The organism is Armatimonadota bacterium (genome assembly GCA_039679645.1).
GTDB lineage: Bacteria > Armatimonadota > UBA5829 > UBA5829 > UBA5829 > UBA5829.
Genome location: JBDKUO010000028.1, coordinates 1 through 20876, shown reverse-complemented (window position 1 = coordinate 20876; position 20876 = coordinate 1). Strand labels below are relative to the sequence as shown.

Genomic DNA, 20876 nt, shown 5'->3' with positions numbered 1-20876 from the left:
GGTAGAATTCATTTGTAATCAGCCGAGCCGAAGTGGCGGAATGGCAGACGCGCATGGTTCAGGACCATGTGCCCGCAAGGGCGTGCGGGTTCAACTCCCGCCTTCGGCACCATTGAGCTCAAAAATGAACCATGTGAGGTAGTTATTTTCCCAACTACCGCACATGGTTTTCTTTTTTCTAACTTCATCACTTGGTTCAGCTGTCCTGTTCATTTCACCTATTGGAGGTGCCACAAAATGGCCCGAGGACAACTGGCAAAATACAACTACTTTGCAAACGATCATATCGATATCCATGGAGCAATCGAAGGATTCCTTGATTTCTGCAGAGTGAAAAACCTCTCCGAAAATACCATCATCTACTACAACTACAGACTTACAGCTTTCCAAAGATATCTCAAAGAAATTGCTCCTGAAGCCATACTAGCTGATGTAACTCCGCAAATGTTGCGTGGTTTCATCGTCCAGCAAACGCAGATCAATAGTGCTTCTACTGCAAACCATAGCATAATTACTCTACGGACCTTTTTTAACTACTTGGTAAAAGAAGGTTTCCTTGATACGAGTCCCACAGCAGGGATCTCTAAGGTAAAACGTCGGAAAACCATAATCGAGACATTCTCAATAGAGCAGATTGAAGGGATGCTTAAAACCTGCGGGCACGATTTCACTGGTGTGCGAGACAAGGCAATTTTGCTCACACTGTTTGATTGTGGGATTCGAGCAAGTGAGCTTGGTACAATCAAGCTTAGCGATGTTTCCTGGACAGATCAAACGATATTGATCATTGGCAAAGGTGATAAAGAGCGTGTTGTGCCATTCGGGAAGGCGACACGACAGGCTCTGTCGGCATATGTTATCCATAGAGGAGAACTACCATCTGATAGACTGTTTGTTACCTGCTATGGAGAGGAGATCTATCGAAATAGATTAGCTCAGATAGTTACCAAGCGCGCTAAAGCAGCGAAGATCACAGGAGTTAGGTGTTCACCGCATACCTTTCGTCATACCTTTGCTGTCTCATATTTACGCGCTGGTGGTGATGTATTTACTCTGCAGAAGATACTAGGCCATAGCGATTTATCTATGACTCGACGTTATGTCGAGGTATCTCAGACTGATGTGCAGGAAAAGCATAGAATGTATTCACCGGGTGATAGGATTCAACTTGCCGGGCAATCAATACATAGAACACGACTGAAGTGAAATGCATGAGAATGCGGAGACCGACCGTCACTGGTCGGTCAATCTTTCCCAATAGTGTTTTGACACTAACTTCTTTTTGCCGCGGTAATAGTAGTCTCGCCTAAACTGTTTTAGCGAATCATAGTGCCATTTGGGATACATCGTATTCCACTCGTTGTACCTTGTCTGCCATTGGCTTTGATTTTTTGGTTCACCTATTACAGTGATGAATCTGAATAGGCTTATAATCTTCTCACTGGTAGTTCGAGCCTCACATCCTAATGCAACCTTTTGGGCCATCATATATGCTCTCTTAACTGACTTTGACGAGACCCATGGTGCCACTCTCATAGTGATTGTGCCGCGTGCCCAATCGCCTTCAAGATCGCTATAATGAATAGGAGATACACGGGGTTGTTTGCCACTTAATACAAAGAGCGGAAGATCCTCTTCCATAAAACCATAATCTTCCATTAAATCATTGACGAGTTCCCACAATTCATAAAGCACAGACATTCTGGCAATATCGCCTACAACACATGTTGAATTGGATTGTTTATATAGTAGTCGATAAATATCGAACCATTTCTTTCCTGCTTTAGTCTCGATATATGTTGATGTTTCTGCTTCAAATATTCTTCCAGGTGGATCCACAAATACTTTATAGCGATTAATCCGGAGCGTGGGATATCTGTGAGGCCTACCCAGCGCAGATGCAGGAATATCCCAATCTGTTTCCTTTGACTTGATTATGGCAGTATGTCCTAAATAGGGGATTTCATATTTTCTAAAATCACTTGTTGAAATTAAACGGCAAGCCGGTGATTCTAGGAATTCTATTGATTGTTCTTCAGAAAGAAGATTACCGCCTAGAAATGAATTGCGAAAATCAATCAACCCACGATATTGCTCCGCGCGATTGACGAAGTAGAAAGATAAGGCATTTGCATGCAATTGTTCTATATCGCTGAGTTGTCGGTTTACTTCCATCTGCATTGTATGTTTCTTTCCTATGCCTGATTTACTCCTAGGGTCAGTTTCACTTGTTTCAAATGTATTTTCATATTCTATAAGCAATTCAGCATCTTCTGCCATAAGCTCGGCGACATCTTCAGCATCTTCATTACAGCGTATATCTTCTAGATCCCATTCCCGATGTTTACATAGTATTTGCCACAACACTTCTGTCAATGGCTGCTCTATCAGTTCTCTTAGTTTTACTTTTACATGATCAAGCAATTTTTTTTCAATACTCAAAGGGTCCATTTATCATCACCTTAAAAGGAACTTGATACTATAATAACACGCACTGAGCTATAGTGCCAATTCATATTCTATAGGAGGATATTATGAACCAATCTGAATGGACAATAAGCGTGCCAGAAGCTGGACGGCGAATCGGTGTTGGCAGAAGTGTGGCTTTCCGATTAGCTCGCGAGGGAGTCATCCCCGTCCTTCGATTAGGCAAAAAAATGCGAGTGCCAGTTGAGGCACTCAATCGTATGCTCGCAGAGGCAGGAAGGAAGAATGATCTTGATTAGTAGGTATGAAGAGGCGCCTGAGGACAGAACCTTGGCACGGCAGTCCCACAGGCGCCAGACGCCACGAATCGAATGCGTAACGTCACTCGCATTCTACCCTAAACATAAAATAGAGGCAAGCAAAACCAAAAGCTGCTATGTAAATCACCCACAGCACATTCGCCGTGGAAACAGAGGACCGGAATTACACGGTATGATCCCACAACTAGGAAGGAGGCATTAGTGATGGCGCAAGGTACATCTATAAGAATCAGTGAAGTAATTCGACCTGCTGATAGCTTACCTTCTGCAATAGATGCGTTCATGGTTTTTTGCCGGGCGAAGAACCTCTCAGAAAATACATTGCTCTACTATCGATATCGTCTGGATTCATTCCAGAGGTTTTTAGCTAAGCATACAGGTATATCAGCTCCTCGGGACGTCACGCGGCAGACGATTCGGGAATTCCTTAACGTGGAGATGAACGAGCATAGTCCTACTACTGCAAACCACAGTGTTATTACTTTGAAAGCGTTCTTTGGTTTTCTTTTGGAGGAAGGCTTCCTCGATAATAACCCATCTGCAGGCATTTCCAAGATTCGTTGTAAAAAACGCTTGATAGAGACATTTAGTGCTGAACAAGTAGAAGCCATGCTTGCTACATGCAATAAGAGCTTTCAGGGAATCCGAGATAAGGCTATGATCCTTATTTTATATGATTGCGGGCTAAGAGCCAGCGAGCTTTGTGATATACGACTCGAGAGTATTGACTGGTATGCTCAAACTATCAGTGTCATTGGTAAAGGTGATAAAGAAAGGCTTGTATCTTTCGGAAAGGCTACGCGCTTGGCACTGGCCCAATATATTGCCAGACGCCCTGAAGTTGAAGCCAGTCAATTATTTATCACGTGTTATGGAGATCCACTGGAGCGTCATCGGTTAGGTGCTGTGATTAAAAAGAGATGCAAGCAAGCAGGAATAACTGGGGTGAGATGCTCACCCCACACACTTCGACATACTTTTGCTGTCAATTACTTGCGAGCAGGCGGTGATGTTTTCAGTCTTCAGAAAATACTCGGCCATAGCGATTTGACTATGACCCGTCGTTACTGTGAGCTTAGCCAAACAGATGCACTGGAGCGTCATCGTATGTATTCACCGGCAGATCGACTCCAGTCGCCGAAACCGACAGGGAGGAGGAAACGAATTGCCTGAGCATTTTACAAATACACCAAAACCAGATGAACTTCTTCCTATACATAAGAAACTAATAGTTGATTCAGGAATAGCAGAGGAAGTTGCTTTGCAAAGAGGCTACCGCTCAATAATGAAAAAGTCTGAACTGCGGAGTCTTGGTTTTGCTGAGTCACAGTGTCGGGTACCCGCGCTGTTACTTCCAATCCGCAGTGTATTAGGTGAGATAGTTAATTATCAGATTCGCCCCAATCAACCACGAATAAGAGATGGTAAGGCGGTGAAATATGAGACACCGGCAAAAAGTAAGCTGGCACTTGATGTTCCACCTAGCTGTTTAAGACATTTGTCGGATCCCAACGTACCTCTATTTATAACAGAGGGGGTACGTAAGGCGGATTCAGCGGCGAGCCGTGGCATCTGCTGCATAGATCTTCTTGGCGTATGGAATTGGCGAGGATCAAATGATGTTGGAGGTAAGGTTGCACTACCTGATTGGGAGATGGTTGCTCTGAATGATAGGCAGGTATATATCTGCTTCGACTCAGATGTGGTGCTGAAACCAGCGGTCTACAAGGCAATGGAGAGGATCAAGCCATTCCTTGAGCAAAGAGGTGCCAAGGCATCTGTGATTTACCTTCCTGCTTGTGAGGGTGGTGCCAAAGTTGGTCTGGATGACTTTCTAGCCAGCGGCAATGACTTAAATGATCTGCTGCAATTGGCATCTAATCAGTTAAAGCCTGTAATTGAAAACAATCCAATTGAACAAACACATCCATATAGATCAACTCCATCTGGGCTTATATGGTCCAAAGAGACTACTGAAGGTTCAGTGCTGGTTCCACTCACTAATTTCAGTGCTGAGATAAAGGCGGAACTGGTAATAGATGATGGTTCTGAATCTAACCGCTTCTTCGAAATTGAAGGTCATCTTGGAGATCGGACTACTATAATTAACATTCCATCCAGCAGATTTGATGGTATGGGGTGGGTTACTGAGTTTTTAGGAGCCAAAGCTGTTGTCTATCCTGGAAATAGCAGTCGTGATCGCGCTCGTGCTGCAATTCAGTTGACCAGCAATGATATTACACAACGAATTGTGTTTAGCCATACAGGTTGGCGGGAGATTGATGGTGTCTGGCACTATTTACACGCAGGAGGAGCTATAGGTCCAGATGGTAATAATTCTCTCGTAGAAGTAAGATTACCCGATTCTATGTCATCATTTCAGCTACCTGAACCACCTGTAGGAAGTGATATAGGCCAGGCAATAAAATCTTCGCTTAGAATACTTGATGTGGCCCCTGATGAGATAGTATTCCCGCTCTTTTGTGCAATATGGGCATCTGCTGTAATGATCCCAGATGTATCAGTTTTCCTCACAGGCGCTACAGGAACTGGTAAAAGCGAACTTGTCGCTCTTTGCCAGCAGCACTGGGGACCAAAGCTGGATGCGAGACATCTACCAGGATCCTGGACTAGTACTTCTAATGCACTAGAGTCGCTTGCATTTCATGCTAAAAATGCACTGTTTGTAATTGATGACTTCATTTATACAGGATCATCAGCTGATGCTGCAAAACTAAATCGAGATGCAGATCGTATTCTCCGTGCGCAAGGAAATAACTCGAGTAGAATTCGAATGCGTGCTGATTCCTCTATTAGACCGTCAAAACCACCGCGCTGTATGATATTGAGCACAGGCGAAGATGTTCCCTCAGGACAGTCTCTACGAGCAAGAACTCTTATTGTCGAGATAACTAAGGACGATATAGACTGGCAATTTCTCACTGAATGTCAGAAAGATGCTGCCTCAGGTGAATACGCAAAGGCATTGGCTGGTTTTGTGAGATGGATTTCACCTCAATATCAGGATCTTAGCGGTGGACTTAGCGAAATGCAGCGCAACCTAAGAGACGGAATTGCATTAACCAAATCTCATATGCGGGCACCTGATAATGTAGCTAAATTACTTACAGGCTTAAAGCTGTTTCTTGATTATGCAAAGGATGTATCAGCATTAAGTGAGGAAGCTGCATGTTCATTATGGGAGCGAGGACTTTCTGCTCTAAGAAAACAGGCGTTGTCACAGCAACAGCATCAAACGGAGTATGAACCAGCAAGCAGATTCATTGAATTGTTGCGTTCTGCAATTACACGCGGTGATGCTTTCCTTTCGACTGCAGATGATGCTACTCCAGCCGATCCAGAGTCTTGGGGATGGCAAAAGGTTCCTAACAACAATGTTGGCAGCACACACTACATTCCCCGCGGATCCAAAATTGGATGGGTAGATGAGACTAATCTATTCCTTGATCCTGAAAGTGCTCTAGCTGTTGCAAAACAGTTTTCGCAAGATATGGGAGAGCCTTTCACAATTAATCGTAAGACACTCCAGAAGAGACTATTAGAGAAAGGATTACTAATTTCATGTGAGGAATCTCGGAATACACTTACAGTAAGGCGATGGCTGTCTAATAAACGTCGTTCTGTATTGCATATGAGCGTGGAGAGTATCTATCCGCAAGGAACTGACCTTACAGACCAAACTGACCCAGAAGTAATAGATCATCTTCCTGTGCAGCAAACGCCTGGTCAGGTAGTTGGTCAGTCTGCAAGCTCTGGCATGTTAAAAACCGACCCAGTTAACCGACCACTGTCGGTACCTACAAGCTCAGATTTTAATGCTGAGGGCGGAGAGGTCAGTGTGGTCAGTGCGAGAGACCAAGCCATAGATACAGATTGGGGATTACCTTTATGAAAGTATCGTATCTGGCACACCTTCGAAAGCGACGAATAATGATCCGTCTTATTAATGGGCAGCCAAGGATAGGACCAGCAGACAAAGTGCCTCAAAGTATTCTTAAGAAAGCTCGCCATAATCGCGCGAAGATCATCGCAGAACTGAACGAAGAAGCTAACCTTAGGTGGCCTTATTTTAACAATTGTGGGGATCTGGTGATTCCTCACGATTGCCCACCTAGGTTTCGATACTGGCAGGATGGCCAAAGCCTTATGGACACATTAGTCGAGTTGGGTGCTGGCGAAGAAATCCTTAATCGTTATGATACATACCGGATTAGCAAGGGAGTGAATCAACAATGAGAGAAGTCAAGAGCTAACCTCGTCAGAAGGGACATCCAGATTCATAGATATGAATAGATACATAGGAAGGAGGATTTATCGAAATGTCCGATAATGTCCGTTTTTCAATAGCTCAGGAAAAAGCCATGCAAGTCTGGTGGGATTGCAATGGTAGATTTACAGAAATTGCCCGCCAGATAGGTGTGAGTGAACGCACAGTACGCCGATGGTCAAGCTCTCCAGCGTTTATGGAACGCTTGAATGCACTTAGACAAACAGCGACAGAAAAGGCCAAAAAGCGGCTTACAGATAATGCAGACAATGCTGCCAAAACATTGACTAATGCAGCAAATAGTGGTGATGTCTCAGCTGCAGTTCACGTTCTGAAAGCACTCAATATATATAAGCCAGATTCTGCTAACATGAACAAATTTGCGACTTTCTTTGCTGGATATAACCAACAGCTACAAATGTTGCTTAATGAACATTGTGACGATGAAACAGCTGATTTAATTGCTATCAATCTCAACGATTGGCTAGATGCTAATACTGAAGAATAGGGTCTGTATAGGGGACTTCAGGGTCGGCAAAGGGCATATTGGATCATCAGAATGGCTAGAGCTTACTGACGGAACATTTTGCTGAGATCATATTAAATTGCTGACCCTGAATGACTTTATTAGGTGATCCAGTAATCCAACTGTGTAGGCAATTATATGATAACTATGGAAGATAATCTGAGCTAGATTCGGTTGGCCTTGCATGGGCATAGCGACTTGTTGTCGCGAGGCTTGAGTGTCCGAGTGTATCTTTTACCACATGCACAGGGCAACCAGCATCTAAAGCATGAGAGGCATGACCGTGACGTAGCCAATGTGGTGAAACGTTTCCTTGAATACCGGCCCGCTTCGCAGATGCTCTCACAATCCTCCAAACTTGGGATGTATCTAAGGGTCCATGCTTTCTTGATATGAAGACAGGATCATCGATACCTGCATCTTCTCTCAATGCCTGGACGGAATTCCATATCCGATCATTGAGTCTGACCCAGCGTGTCTTGCCACCTTTGCCGTAAAGTGTGACCTGTCCTCCCTGATCCCTCGGCTGGAGGTCTTTCCAAGTCAGAGAGACTAACTCAGATACACGAGCACCAGTATAATATAGAATCTCAAGTATCGCGTGGTTTCTAGGGTTATCTTCTAATGCAATCATCTTAACAATCTCATGCTGCTCAAGAATCCTCTCTGCCAGTCTATCAGGAACCTTTAGTAGTTTTACTGCAGCTCCTACGTTGATCTTCAGATAACCAGATCTGTGTAGATCCGATAACAGAGACTTCACAGCAGCCAGTCTTTGATTAATGCTGGCTGGCTTTAGATCAGATGCAATCAGATGATTCTTATACTCCTGAATGTCTATACGAGTTACACCTACCAGCGGTTTATCAACAAACGCAACAAATTCCGACGCTGTCCTCAAGTAGGATCTTCTGGTCTGCGGACTATCATTCTGCTGAAGCCATAGATTAATCATCTTCTTCTCGTCACTTGATAGTAAACATACAGCTTCATTTCGATCAGTAATAGATGTCTCCACTGGCTTATCCTCTGTCTTTTGAATGCAAGATAATTAAGGTTACCTTGCATACAATATACCACATAATAAGCTAGAATACTATAGAGTGGTTTGAAATAATACTGATGGGGTTGGAACTTCACCGAAAGATGGAGTATAATTTTGGAAACGCTCAACCACACTTTTTCCGAAAAGACTTCCAATCTTTCTTTCTATGATAGCCCGTATCAAACAAGCTCGGGAAATAGTTTAGGACATGTTCAATGGCAATAGAAAAGAACATTAATTTCAACGGCAATGGTGCAAATCTTGGCTTTGAAGCAAAACTGTGGGCTGCAGCCGACGCATTGCGAAACAATATGGACGCGGCAGAGTATAAGCATGTCGTCCTCGGGCTGATATTTCTTAAGTATATATCTGATGCTTTTGAAACGAAGTATATCGAGTTGGATACTCAACGTGATCAGGGTGCGGATCCGGAAGATCGGGACGAATATCGTGCATTCAACATTTTCTGGGTGCCCAAAGAGGCACGATGGCAGCATCTGAAAGCCAATGCCCCACAATCCACCATTGGTACCCTTGTGGATGAAGCAATGATCGCAATCGAGCGCGACAACTCTTCGCTGAAGGGTGTGCTTCCTAAAGACTACGCACGTCCCGGTCTTGACAAACAGCGCCTTGGTCAGCTCATCAACTTGGTAAGTGATATAGCCCTTGGAAGCCCTGCGGACCGTGCCAAGGATACTTTAGGCCGCGTCTACGAGTACTTCCTTGCTCGTTTCGCAAGTGCCGAAGGAAAGAGCGGCGGACAGTTCTATACACCTGCGCACGTAGTGCGCGTGCTGGTGGAGATTCTTGCCCCCTACAAGGGGCGCGTATACGACCCATGCTGCGGCTCGGGTGGGATGTTTGTCCAGAGCGAGAAGTTCATCGAGGCTCACAGCGGCACTATCGGCGACATTTCCGTCTACGGCCAGGAGTCGAATTACACGACCTGGCGGCTGGCTAAGATGAACCTGGCAATCCGTGGCATCGATGCGCAGATTGCTCACGGCGACACATTCCACAATGACCGCCACCCCGATCTCAAGGCCGACTATGTGCTGGCCAACCCACCGTTCAACGACAGCGACTGGCGAGGCGACCTCTTGAAGGACGACAAGCGCTGGAAATACGGCACGCCGCCTGCCGGGAACGCCAACTACGCCTGGGTCCAGCACTTCATCTATCATCTCGCGCCTACCGGCCTCGCGGGCTTCGTACTCGCCAACGGCTCGATGTCTACGAACCAGTCCGGCGAGGGAGAGATTCGTAAGAACATCGTTGAAGCTGATCTGGTGGATTGCATGGTTGCGCTGCCCGGCCAGCTTTTCTACTCTACGCAGATACCGGTGTGTCTATGGTTCATCGCTCGCCACAAGAAGAACGGCAGATTCCGCGACCGGCGAGGCGAGACACTCTTTATCGACGCGCGCAAGATGGGCACGCTGGTCGACCGCGTGCACCGCGAGCTGACAGACGAAGACATAGCGACGATTGCCGATACCTACCATGCCTGGCGCGATGACGAGGCTGCCGGGGCCTATGAAGATGTTCCCGGATTCTGCAAGGCAGCTACACTCGATGATATCCGCAAGCACAACCACATACTCACTCCGGGCCGATATGTGGGCGCGGCCGAGGTGGAGGACGATGGCGAGCCGTTCGAGGACAAGATGGCGCGTCTGACCGCCCAACTCCGCGAGCAGACCGCCCAATCTGAGAATCTCGACAAACTCATCTGGGCGAATCTGGAGGATATCAGTGATGGCAAATGAGATTGTTCCCAGCACTCCCAATGAGTTTGTGATCTATCAGACAGAAGATGGCCTGACACGAGTAAGCGTCCGGTTTGAAGGCGAAACCGTCTGGCTGACCCAAGGTCAGATGGTCGAGCTGTTCCAATCAAGCAAGGCAAACATCAGCGAGCATATCAAGCATGTATTTGAGGAGGGGGAACTGGATGCGGATTCAGTTGTTCGGAATTTCCGAACAACTGCCGCTGATGGCAAGAGCTACAACGTAGCTCACTACAACCTTGACGTGATCATCTCCGTCGGCTACCGTGTCAAGTCGCTTCGTGGCACGCAGTTCCGCATTTGGGCTACTCAAAGGCTGCGGGAGTACATCGTGAAGGGATTTACGATGGATGACGAGCGCCTGAAGGAGGCAGGGGGCGGCGACTACTTCGATGAACTGCTCGAGCGCATCCGAGACATCCGCTCATCCGAACGGGTCTTTTGGCGGAAGGTGCTCGATATATACGCCACCAGTGTCGACTACGACCCGAACGTAGAAACCTCAAAACGCTTCTTCCAAACCGTGCAGAATAAGATGCATTGGGCTATTGCCGGGCAGACCGCCGCCGAGATCGTCCACACGAGGGCGGACGCTGATAAGCCGAATATGGGCTTGATGAATTGGACCGGTGATAGACCGCGCAAAGGCGATGTATGCGTCGCCAAGAACTACCTCTGCGAAGAAGAGTTAAAAGCGCTCAATCTGATCGTTTCGGCGTATCTTGATTTCGCCGAACTACAAGCCGTGACACGGAAGCCGATGACAATGGCGAGCTGGATAGCTAAGCTGGACGACTTTATCCGCATCAGCGACCGTGACATCCTGAACCATGCCGGAACCATATCGCATGAGGCTGCCAAGCTGAAAGCAGAGCTAGAATATGAGAAGTACCGCAAAGCCCAAGCGGCGCTGCCTCAGCCTGTTGATCGTCATTTTGTCGAAGCTGTCGATGAGCTTGAAAAGTTGGAAGCCGAGGCGAAGAAGAGGAAGCCCAGACGCGGCAAGAAAGGCGGTGCGCAATGATAGTGAAGCTTATCTGGGCCAGCCTGGAGGATATCGGCTATGGCGAGTGAATGGAAGCGCTACACTATCGACCAGTTGAAAGCAGATGTGCCAGCCGCCATTGCTATCGGCCCATTTGGCTCGAGAATGAAGAGCGATACGTACGTTCCATCGGGTGTTCCCGTGATACGCGGGAACAATATATCGGACACGAAGCAGTTCACAAACGACTTCGTTTTCATCACGCCAGAGTTTGCAGATCAATTGATATCCCAAAATGTAACGGATGGCGATCTGGTGTTTCCCCATCGTGGCAGCATCGGCACAGTGGGCATTGTCGGATCAGCTCGACCGCGATATGTTCTCTCGACCAGCTTGATGAAGCTCACATGCAATCGATCATTGGTCGAGCCGCTCTATCTCTTCTACTTCTTTCGCTCACGAACAGGCCATCATAAGCTGATGGAGCATGCATCGACCGTCGGAACACCTGGAATCGGCAGCCCGCTTGCTTCTCTTAGATCAATTGAAGTTTCTCTTCCTCCCCTCCCTGAGCAGCAGGCCATCGCCTGCATTCTTGGAGCGCTTGACGACAAGATCGAGTTGAACCGTCGCATGAATGAGACGCTGGAGGCTATGGCGCGGGCGATCTTCAAGAGCTGGTTCGTGGACTTTGACCCTGTGCGCGCCAAAGCTGCTGGACAGAAACCCGTCGGCCTGGCCCCACACATCGCCAACCTGTTCCCGGATGCTTTCGAGGATTCGGAGTTAGGGAAGATTCCGAAAGGATGGTTGGTCGGGACGATTGGTGATCTCGCCTTGCTGAACCCCGAGAGCTGGTCCAAAACAACACGTCCCGATGTGATCAGCTATGTTGACCTGACGAACACCAAGTGGGGTCGCATTGAGGCCGTAACAACATATCTACAAGATGATGCGCCAAATCGGGCTCAGCGTGTGCTGCGGCCACGCGATACCATTGTTGGCACGGTCCGACCTGGTAACGGTTCCTATGCGTTCATCTCACGTGAGGGACTTACCGGCAGCACCGGCTTCGCTACGTTGCGCCCGCGAGAAGAGGAGTGTGCTGAGTTCGTGTATCTGGCAGCCACGGCGATGGACAACATTGAACTGCTCTCGCATTTGGCGGATGGCGGTGCTTATCCCGCAGTTCGCCCGGAGGTAGTGGCCGCAACGCAAGTGATCCGAGCTGACATTCCAGTCCTTGTCGCGTTCAGCGAGGCTGTCGAACCCCTGCTGCAGAGAATTGCGCAGGCCGAGAGCGAGTCTGGCACCCTCGCCGACATCCGCGATACGCTTCTCGCTAAGCTCATCTCAGGGGAGTTGCCGATACCAGACGCTGCAAGCATCATCGGGCGATCACTATGAGCACCAGACTGAAGCCGTGGACAAAGGCTGCCTTCGAGCTTATCGTCCACGCAGAACTTCATCTACGCGATGGAGATGATTTCGACCGACGTATTGCTCACATATGCTTCGACAACGCTATCGAGGTAGCAATCACGACCTATCTCGGCCTCAATCCAATACAACGCAGTAACAGGACTTATAGGCGGGAGGATATTGAGCAATGGAAGTCCAATTACCACACCAAGCTGGAATTCCTGCGGCAGGAAGCAGAGCGCCGAGGATGGACACTGAGAATTCCTAATGACGAGGTCGTGTTCTACCACAGCATCAGGAACGACCAGTATCACGCTGCTGGCGGCGTTCCTGAGAGTGACCACATTGCAGCGCTTCGAGCCGCTGCCCTGGACACATTCGCCATGCTCTTTGAGATTGCCGATGTGGAACAGGTGCTGGAGGAGAGTCTGCAGCAGAGGCTCCCAATGGCAGACGCCCCACAACCAAGAAACCCCACTGTGGACAGACTCTTGGACATGGCTGACGAGCCCGTAGTCGTCGCAGGTCAGCCTTATGCCGTTAGCGAGGCGCTATACGCCATTGACCCACGTGCTTACGAAGACACAGTAGCCGCAGTTATGGAATCCCGGAACATCGTAGATGAGCTAGATGAAAGATATGCCGGCTGTGTGCGACCGACTATTCGACATGCCGGATTTGTGCACTTCGAGCAGAACGTGTATTTGAAGACAGTAGATTCAGACGGTCGTGTCGAGCTAACCAACACCGACTTTGTCTACTCCGGTGAAGACGAGCGCACTTTCTCGCTCGATCACTCGCCAGACGAAAACGCTGATCTTCTACTGCATCAGTTTGACCCGTTCTCAATGATCAACTGCTTTAACTTGTTTACGCATGAAGCAGAACAGCGAATATCGAGTTCACATCAAGTGGGAACGCTGGAGTCACTTTTTCAACCCGAACAAGAGGGAGGCACTGCATAGTGAGCGAGAGGAGCTTTATGGAATCCGTGGTCGAAGAGGCTGCCCTCGCCTGGTTTGAGGCATTGGGTTACACAGCGCTCCACGGCCCTGACATTGCGGCGGGAACGCCGGGCGCTGAGCGTAGCGACCCTGACTACCGTGACGTAGTTCTGGAAGGGCGTGTATGGCAAGCGCTCGTTCGACTGAACCCGGACCTGCCTAGTGAGGCCCTGGAGGACGCATATCGTAAGCTCACGTGCGTTGATGCGCCATCGCTGGTGGAGCGCAACCGCGCCCTACATCGGCTGCTCATAGATGGAGTGACGGTGGAGTATCGCCGCAGTGATGGCTCTATTGCCGGTGCGCAAGCGCGTGTGCTCGATTTCGACGAGCCAGACAACAACGACTGGCTGGCCATCAATCAGTTCACCGTGGCCGAGGGACAGCACACGCGGCGCCCTGATGTGGTGGTGTTTGTGAACGGACTGCCGCTGGCTGTGCTTGAGCTCAAGAACCCGACAGATGAAAATGCCGATATTTGGTCGGCACATCGGCAACTTCAAACCTACCAGGCGCAGATTCCGGCAATCTTCGCCACGAACGCCGCGCTCGTGGTTTCCGATGGACTTGAGGCGCGCGTTGGTGCGCTTGGAGCTGGCAAAGAGTGGTTCAAACCCTGGCGAGCGCTTGATGAGACGCCAGGCACTCAACTGCAGGCGCTGCTTGAGGGAGTCTTTGAGAAGAGGCATTTCCTTGACCTGATCCGCTACTTCATTCTTTTCGAGGACGCAGGCGGCGGAGAGGTGATAAAGAAGATCGCGGGGTATCACCAGTTCCACGCAGTGAATGCCGCGCTGGAGTCCACAGTCAAGGCAGCTCAAGCAGGCGGTGATCATCGCGTCGGTGTGGTCTGGCATACTCAAGGATCGGGCAAGAGCCTTACGATGGCCTTTTATGCCGGTCGCGTGATCCTGCACCCGGCAATGGAGAATCCCACAGTAATCGTGATTACAGACCGCAATGATCTGGATGATCAGCTATTTGGCACGTTCGCCCGCTGCCGGGATTTGCTGCGTCAAGCCCCCGTGCAGGCCGCTGATCGTGCCGACTTGCGGGCGAAGCTTGCTGTCGCATCCGGCGGTGTGGTGTTCAGCACAATTCAGAAGTTCTTCCCGGAAACCGAAGGCGACCGGGAGCCGGTTTCGGAGCGACACAACATCGTAGTGATCGCTGACGAAGCGCATCGCAGCCAGTATGACTTCATTGACGGCTTCGCCCGGCACATGCACGACGCGTTGCCTAACGCCTCGTTCATCGGTTTCACCGGTACCCCCATCGAGAAGACCGACGCGAACACCCGCGCGGTATTCGGCGACTATATCAATGTCTACGATATTCAACGCGCGGTGGAGGACAAAGCTACAGTCCCGATCTACTACGAGAGCCGCCTTGCCAAGCTGGAACTGAGGGAGTCGGAGAAACCCAAGATCGATCCGGACTTCGAGGAGGCAACCGAAGGCGAGGAGATCGAGCGCAAAGAGAAGCTGAAGACGAAGTGGGCGCAGCTCGAAGCAGTGGTTGGCTCGGAGAACCGCATCAAACTGATCGCCCAGGACATGGTTGACCATTTCGAGGACCGCCTCGCCACTATGGACGGCAAGGCCATGATCGTGTGCATGAGCCGCCGCATCGCTGTTGAGCTGTATAACGCACTCGTTGAGCTGCGGCCGGGATGGCATGGGGATGACGACGACCGCGGAATGCTCAAGGTCGTGATGACCGGCTCGGCCTCGGACCCGCTGGAATGGCAGAACCACATTCGTAACAAACCACGCCGCGAAGAGCTCGCTAAGCGATTTCGGAATCCAGCGGACCCGTTCCAGATAGTCATCGTTCGCGATATGTGGCTCACCGGCTTCGATGCTCCCAGTCTGCACACAATGTATCTGGACAAGCCGATGCACGGGCACGGACTGATGCAGGCTATTGCCCGCGTCAATCGCGTGTTCAGAGACAAGCCGGGCGGGCTGGTTGTCGATTACCTGGGTCTGGCCGACGAGCTGAAGCAAGCATTGGCGACCTATACCGAGAGCGGCGGTACCGGCAGCGCGGTAGTCGATCAGGCCGAAGCTGTAGCGTTGATGCTTGCAAAGCACGAAGTCTGCGCGGCATTATTCCATGGCTTTGACTGGTCACTCTGGACAACGGGCACAGCGAACGAACGGCTGTCGCTGCTTCCGGCGGCACAAGAGCATATCCTGGCGCAAGAGGACGGCAAGAACCGCCTGATGCAAGCCGTGAGAGAGCTTTCTCAGTCGTTCGCCTTAGCAGTGCCACATGAGGACGCGCTGCGCATACGCGACGATGTGGGCTTTTTCCAAGCCGTGCGAGCGGTGTTCGCCAAGAGTGCGCCCGGGGAGTCCAGGGCAGACGAGGACCTCGACCACGCTATTCGCCAAATCATCTCCAAAGCGATGGTCTCTGACGAGGTTGTGGACATCTTCGCCGCAGCCGGACTGAAGAAGCCGGATATCTCCATACTCTCCGATGAGTTTCTGGCAGAAGTTCGAGATATGCCGCAGCGCAATCTGGCAGTCGAACTGCTACAGAGGCTCCTAAGAGGAGAGATAAAGACACGCTCGAAGCGAAATGTCGTGCAGGCTCGATCATTTGCAGATATGCTAGAGCGATCTTTGAGACGCTACCAAAACCGTGCGATTGAGACAGCACAAGTTATTGAAGAGTTAATACAGTTGGCGAAGGAAATGCGCGAAGCTGATAAGCGCGGAGAAGATCTTGGATTAACTAACGATGAGATCGCTTTTTATGATGCACTGGAAACAAATGATAGTGCCGTTAAAGTACTTGGTGATGAGACACTAAGAACCATTGCGCGGGAACTGGTTGAAACAGTTCGTAATAATGTCACTATCGATTGGACACTGCGGGAGAACGTAAGAGCTCATCTGAGAGTTCTTGTTAAGCGCATTCTTCGTAAGTATGGCTATCCGCCAGACAAACAAGAAACCGCTACAATAACTGTGCTGGAACAAGCAGAAGTGCTTTGCGCAGATTGGGTGTAATAAATATCGTCCAGAAAGTAGTAACAACCTGAGTTGCATTTGTGCCCTGGATATTGACGGGATAACCTAAGCTGTGCTAAGCTTTCGACACACCATTGATCGCATTTGCTAGTATAGTGACAGAAAGTGATGTTGCTAAAAACTGGAAATCACAATAATAATCTAAGCTGCTGATGTGGTTAACCATGCGGGTATTATGATTGGAGATGGATAATGGCAAGAGCGGACCTCTTAGTTCGCCTGGTTCAATCAGGCATGCAGGGTGACAAGGCTACACAGCGAAAAGTCGTTGAAGCTATTATAGCTGAAGAAAGAGCGAAACAACATCAGGTACTTGCTGAGAAACTTGAGGGGCTTCTGAACTGCGCACCACTTATGGATCGCCCCGCTACTAACGGAACACCAGTTTTTGATCAGCGTACGGGGAACCTGGTTCATGAGACCATTCCTCAAAAAAAACTGGCAGATCTAATACTGCCTAACTCAGTTCTTCAGATATGTCAGAGTCTTGTACAAGAGCACCATCGTTCTGATCTACTGCGTTCTTACAATTTAGAACCCAGAAATCGTGTGCTTCTTATCGGACCTCCTGGTAATGGAAAGACATCTTTAGCCGAGGCCATCGCAGAAGCTTTACTTGTTCCACTTCTGGTTGTGCGGTACGAGAGCATTGTAGGCACTTACCTAGGTGAGACAGCAGTTCGGCTAAGAAAGCTATTTGAATATGCTTCAACTAGAAAATGTGTATTGTTTTTTGATGAGTTCGAGACCCTAGGTAAGGAGCGTGGCGATACTCACGAAACAGGCGAGATCAAACGTGTGGTTAGTTCATTGCTTCTACAGGTTGATAGTCTGCCAAGTCATGTGGTGGTTATCGGTGCAACAAATCATCCGGAACTCCTAGATCGAGCTGTTTGGCGGCGTTTTCAAATTCGCATGAATCTGCCTGAGCCAACTGCAGCTCGATTGGCAGAGTGGTTTGAGAGATATCAGCGTCGCATAAATGTCTCTTTCGGTCATTCACCCACAGTCTTAGCTAAACGATTAGTCGGATCTAATTTTGCTGAGGCAGAAGAATTCGGCATAACAGTATTTCGTCAGTATGTGCTAGAGCAACCAAATTCCGATATGAAAACTATTGTTTCTCAGACACTCCAACAATGGTCTGCAAGATCGGTCAAAGTGGAGCAACAAAATGGAGGTGAATGATGCCTGAGCGTCCACTCCTATTATTTCCACATCCTGAAAATGCCTCAAAATCAAAGTTGTCTAGTGGTTTTCCCCGACTTACGATACCATCTCATCATCGCCAGGGAGAGCGGTTAACTCCTATGTTCAATAAGTTGCAGACGGCGTTCGATACTAGAAGAGTTGAAATGCAACAAACAACAGCAGGAATTGATCCAGAGCAGGTCTTAGTAATTGAAACAATTGGAAGTGTAGAAAATTTCGCAAGAGCCGTCAAGTGTATTGATGGTTTGGAGTGGTTGGGCGAACTAGAAATCGACGAGATAGCTCCAGATGATGATTTTTTCGATGAGTCAAAGCCGGACAAGAGTCTAAATGGCCGTCTGTATCTTGTCATGACGAATCAAAAAGCACTGGATGAAATGCTTTCATTATGGCGTCAATATCAAGCCGATCCCAATATGCAGTTTGTTAGAGGGATGACCAAATTCCGCGATGCTTTTCTTCATCTCAAGGAAATCCGTCGATGGGATGTTCAAGACCGCCTTTCGGAGACTGGTATCATTGATATTTGGCGCCAAGATCTCAAATACGATGGTGATAGAATGCTTCGTTTTGAGGCAGAGTTATGGTTTAGAGAAAATACTGCTAAAAGAATAATTAGTCAACAAGAAGTTTCCAATTTGGTGCAACAAGCTGGAGGCCAAATTTTGGGCCAGTGTGTCCTTGAAGACATTGCATACCATGCCATACTAGCTGAATTGCCGGCTAATTGCGTAAGAACGATTATTGATGATCCAACTGTTGAGTTAGTCAAGTGCGACAACATAATGTTTTTCCGGCCTGTTGGGCAGATGTCAGTCGGGGATCAACATATTGATGGTGAGATCGAGAGAGGTACTGTCAAAGATGCACCTTTGCCAACTGGCAGTTCGGTTGTTGCAATTCTAGATGGACTCCCGATAGAAAATCACCTTTCGTTAGCAGGTAGACTAAGAATCGATGATCCAGATAATTGGTCTGAAGATTACACCGCATCTGAACGGATTCATGGTACGTCGATGGCATCATTGATAGTACGCGGAGATATGAATGATAGCTCTGCAGCGCTTGCACGTCCCGTCTACCTCCGCCCTATTATGAAGCCCATGAAGAATTGTTTTATAACACCCCGCCCAGAGTGTGTGCCCGATGATGTTCTCGTAGTAGATTTGATACATCGTGCGATCAAGAGGATGATTGAAGGCGATGGAGAAGATGGACCCGTTGCTCCAGATGTTCGAGTTATTAACCTGTCTTTTGGAGATAAAAGTAGACAATTTATAAATGCAATGAGCCCTATTGCACGTCTTATAGACTGGCTTAGCGTGAAGTACAATGTACTTTTTATTATTAGTGCGGGAAATCATTGCAGCCAAATATCACTTGAAATTGCTGATGATGAGTTCCGCGCACTTGCACCCGAAGATCTTGAGAAGATTACAGTGAAAGCGCTCTACCAAGATGCACGACATCGAAGATTGCTTTCCCCTGCAGAAAGCATGAATGGCATAACTGTTGGCGCAGTTCATTTCGATAGTTCTAATGTAGTTCAGGTAGGAAATAGAATAGATCCTTTTGGTCAGTTGCTCCCTAGTCCAGTATCAGCTTTCGGAAGTGGATATCGAAGAGCAATAAAACCGGATATTCTATTCGTAGGTGGTAGGCAGTATTATCGACCCGTTATGAAATCAGGCCCGTCAACTATTGAACCAGCGATCCATCGTATTCCACCTGGAAATAAGGTCGCATCTCCAGGAACAATAGAAGGAGAGCTTTCGGCAACATCATATTGTTGTGGGACAAGCAACGCTGCTGCACTCATAAGCAGATCTGCTGGCATCTGCTATGATTCTTTGATTGATATACTTAATGATCAACTGCCTGCTTTTAATGATGATGTCTGCATTACTCCTCTGCTCAAAGCAATGCTTGTTCACGGGTGTATGTGGTCTGATATGGGAGAAAGATTATTAAGTGTTATAAAGGATTCAGAAATCGGGAGAAAAATCGTTGAAAGAGCTAACCGCCTTTATTCTAGGTCTGCTGATATAGCTAACGAGATAAATAGGCAGCACAAGAAACTGTTGGCTCGGTGGTTAGGATACGGCATGCCAGAGATCGAGCGTGTGCTTAATTGCACTAAGCAAAGAGCTTCTTTACTAGGATTCGGGCAGCTATCGGATAGCGCAGCGCATGTTTTTAGATTACCTTTACCGCCTTCACTTGGTTCCCGTCCTGAATGGCGACGCTTGACCGTTACTCTTGCCTGGCTTTCTCCCTTAGCAGTAAATACACAGAAATATAGAACAGCTAGTTTGTGGTTCGAGATCAAAAACAGCAACCTAGTTCCCTCGAGAAGTGATGCGGATTGGCAGGCGGTTCGTCGCGGTACTGTTCAACACGAGGTTTTTGAAGGTGAAAAAGCAGAGCCATTTATTGATGGTTATGCTATGGAAATCAAAGTGAACTGTCGTCAGGAGGCTGGTAAAATCGTTTCACCAGTCCCTTATGGCATGGTTGTCTCTTTAGAAGTTAGTGAGGGCATTGATATTGCGGTGTATGATGAAATTCGCACTCGAATTGCACCTCCCATCCAGATACAGCAAAGTAACGATGTCTTATGATCCGGCGCCAACAAGTAATCTATTTATAATACTCCAGACCTTGTTTTAGTATAGCTTACTATTAGAGGCAATTGCGTTATCTGTAACTGATCTCAATTCTGTTGATTCAAAGAAAGTAAAAGCCCCAAGCAGTGAGCGTGGCAAGTATTCAATGTGCGGAAAAAGTAAAAAATCTACCCCAATAAAAGC

14 protein-coding genes and 1 tRNA gene are annotated in these 20876 nt (G+C 48.2%); 13 read left to right on the top strand and 2 right to left on the bottom strand.

From position 1 onward, the window contains the following. Positions 1-26 precede the first annotated feature (26 nt). A tRNA-Leu gene (locus ABFD83_05635) sits at positions 27-112 on the top strand. Positions 113-237: 125 nt separating this feature from the next. After that, positions 238-1206, top strand: coding sequence for a tyrosine-type recombinase/integrase (locus tag ABFD83_05630; GenBank protein ID MEN6356549.1), 969 nt, complete (start codon positions 238-240; stop codon positions 1204-1206). Positions 1207-1233: 27 nt separating this feature from the next. Here ABFD83_05630 and ABFD83_05625 read toward each other — a convergent pair whose 3' ends face one another. Beyond that, on the bottom strand, positions 1234-2451 hold the full coding sequence (locus tag ABFD83_05625; protein ID MEN6356548.1) for a hypothetical protein: 1218 nt from the start codon (positions 2449-2451) through the stop codon (positions 1234-1236). Positions 2452-2534: 83 nt separating this feature from the next. On the opposite strand from ABFD83_05625, the gene ABFD83_05620 reads away from it, so the two are divergent. The 4 genes from ABFD83_05620 to ABFD83_05605 all read left to right on the top strand — a co-directional run bounded on the left by ABFD83_05620 (position 2535) and on the right by ABFD83_05605 (position 7543). Continuing rightward, a complete protein-coding gene (locus ABFD83_05620; GenBank protein ID MEN6356547.1) occupies positions 2535-2726 on the top strand; it encodes an excisionase family DNA-binding protein in 192 nt (63 codons plus the stop codon). Positions 2727-2951: 225 nt separating this feature from the next. Beyond that, positions 2952-3920, top strand: coding sequence for a tyrosine-type recombinase/integrase (locus tag ABFD83_05615; protein ID MEN6356546.1), 969 nt, complete (start codon positions 2952-2954; stop codon positions 3918-3920). Beyond that, a complete protein-coding gene (locus tag ABFD83_05610) occupies positions 3913-6660 on the top strand; it encodes a DUF3854 domain-containing protein (GenBank protein MEN6356545.1) in 2748 nt (915 codons plus the stop codon). The genes ABFD83_05615 and ABFD83_05610 overlap by 8 nt, the downstream gene beginning before the upstream one ends. Positions 6661-7087: 427 nt before the next feature. Further along, complete coding sequence (locus ABFD83_05605) at positions 7088-7543, top strand: hypothetical protein (GenBank protein ID MEN6356544.1); 456 nt, start codon at positions 7088-7090, stop codon at positions 7541-7543. A 163-nt stretch (positions 7544-7706) separates the two neighbouring features. Here the strand turns inward: ABFD83_05605 and ABFD83_05600 are convergent, their stop codons facing one another. Then, the gene (locus tag ABFD83_05600) at positions 7707-8579 is read right to left on the bottom strand and encodes a tyrosine-type recombinase/integrase (GenBank protein ID MEN6356543.1); all 873 of its coding nucleotides are present in this window, start codon (positions 8577-8579) and stop codon (positions 7707-7709) included. 242 nt (positions 8580-8821) lie between these two features. On the opposite strand from ABFD83_05600, the gene ABFD83_05595 reads away from it, so the two are divergent. The 7 genes from ABFD83_05595 to ABFD83_05565 all read left to right on the top strand — a co-directional run bounded on the left by ABFD83_05595 (position 8822) and on the right by ABFD83_05565 (position 20687). Beyond that, positions 8822-10378 (top strand): class I SAM-dependent DNA methyltransferase, encoded by a 1557-nt coding sequence (locus ABFD83_05595; protein ID MEN6356542.1) that lies wholly within the window; start codon positions 8822-8824, stop codon positions 10376-10378. After that, the gene (locus ABFD83_05590) at positions 10368-11423 is read left to right on the top strand and encodes a virulence RhuM family protein (protein ID MEN6356541.1); all 1056 of its coding nucleotides are present in this window, start codon (positions 10368-10370) and stop codon (positions 11421-11423) included. The genes ABFD83_05595 and ABFD83_05590 overlap by 11 nt, the downstream gene beginning before the upstream one ends. 39 nt (positions 11424-11462) lie before the next feature. Continuing rightward, positions 11463-12791, top strand: a complete 1329-nt coding sequence (locus ABFD83_05585) for a restriction endonuclease subunit S (GenBank protein ID MEN6356540.1) — start codon at positions 11463-11465, stop codon at positions 12789-12791. After that, on the top strand, positions 12788-13771 hold the full coding sequence (locus ABFD83_05580; GenBank protein MEN6356539.1) for a hypothetical protein: 984 nt from the start codon (positions 12788-12790) through the stop codon (positions 13769-13771). The genes ABFD83_05585 and ABFD83_05580 overlap by 4 nt, the downstream gene beginning before the upstream one ends. A gap of 17 nt (positions 13772-13788) precedes the next feature. After that, entirely contained in the window at positions 13789-16833 is a 3045-nt protein-coding gene (locus ABFD83_05575; protein MEN6356538.1) for a type I restriction endonuclease subunit R, read from the top strand. Positions 16834-17046: 213 nt separating this feature from the next. Then, positions 17047-18042, top strand: coding sequence for an ATP-binding protein (locus ABFD83_05570; protein MEN6356537.1), 996 nt, complete (start codon positions 17047-17049; stop codon positions 18040-18042). A gap of 122 nt (positions 18043-18164) precedes the next feature. Continuing rightward, a complete protein-coding gene (locus ABFD83_05565; GenBank protein MEN6356536.1) occupies positions 18165-20687 on the top strand; it encodes a S8 family peptidase in 2523 nt (840 codons plus the stop codon). Positions 20688-20876 lie beyond the last annotated feature (189 nt).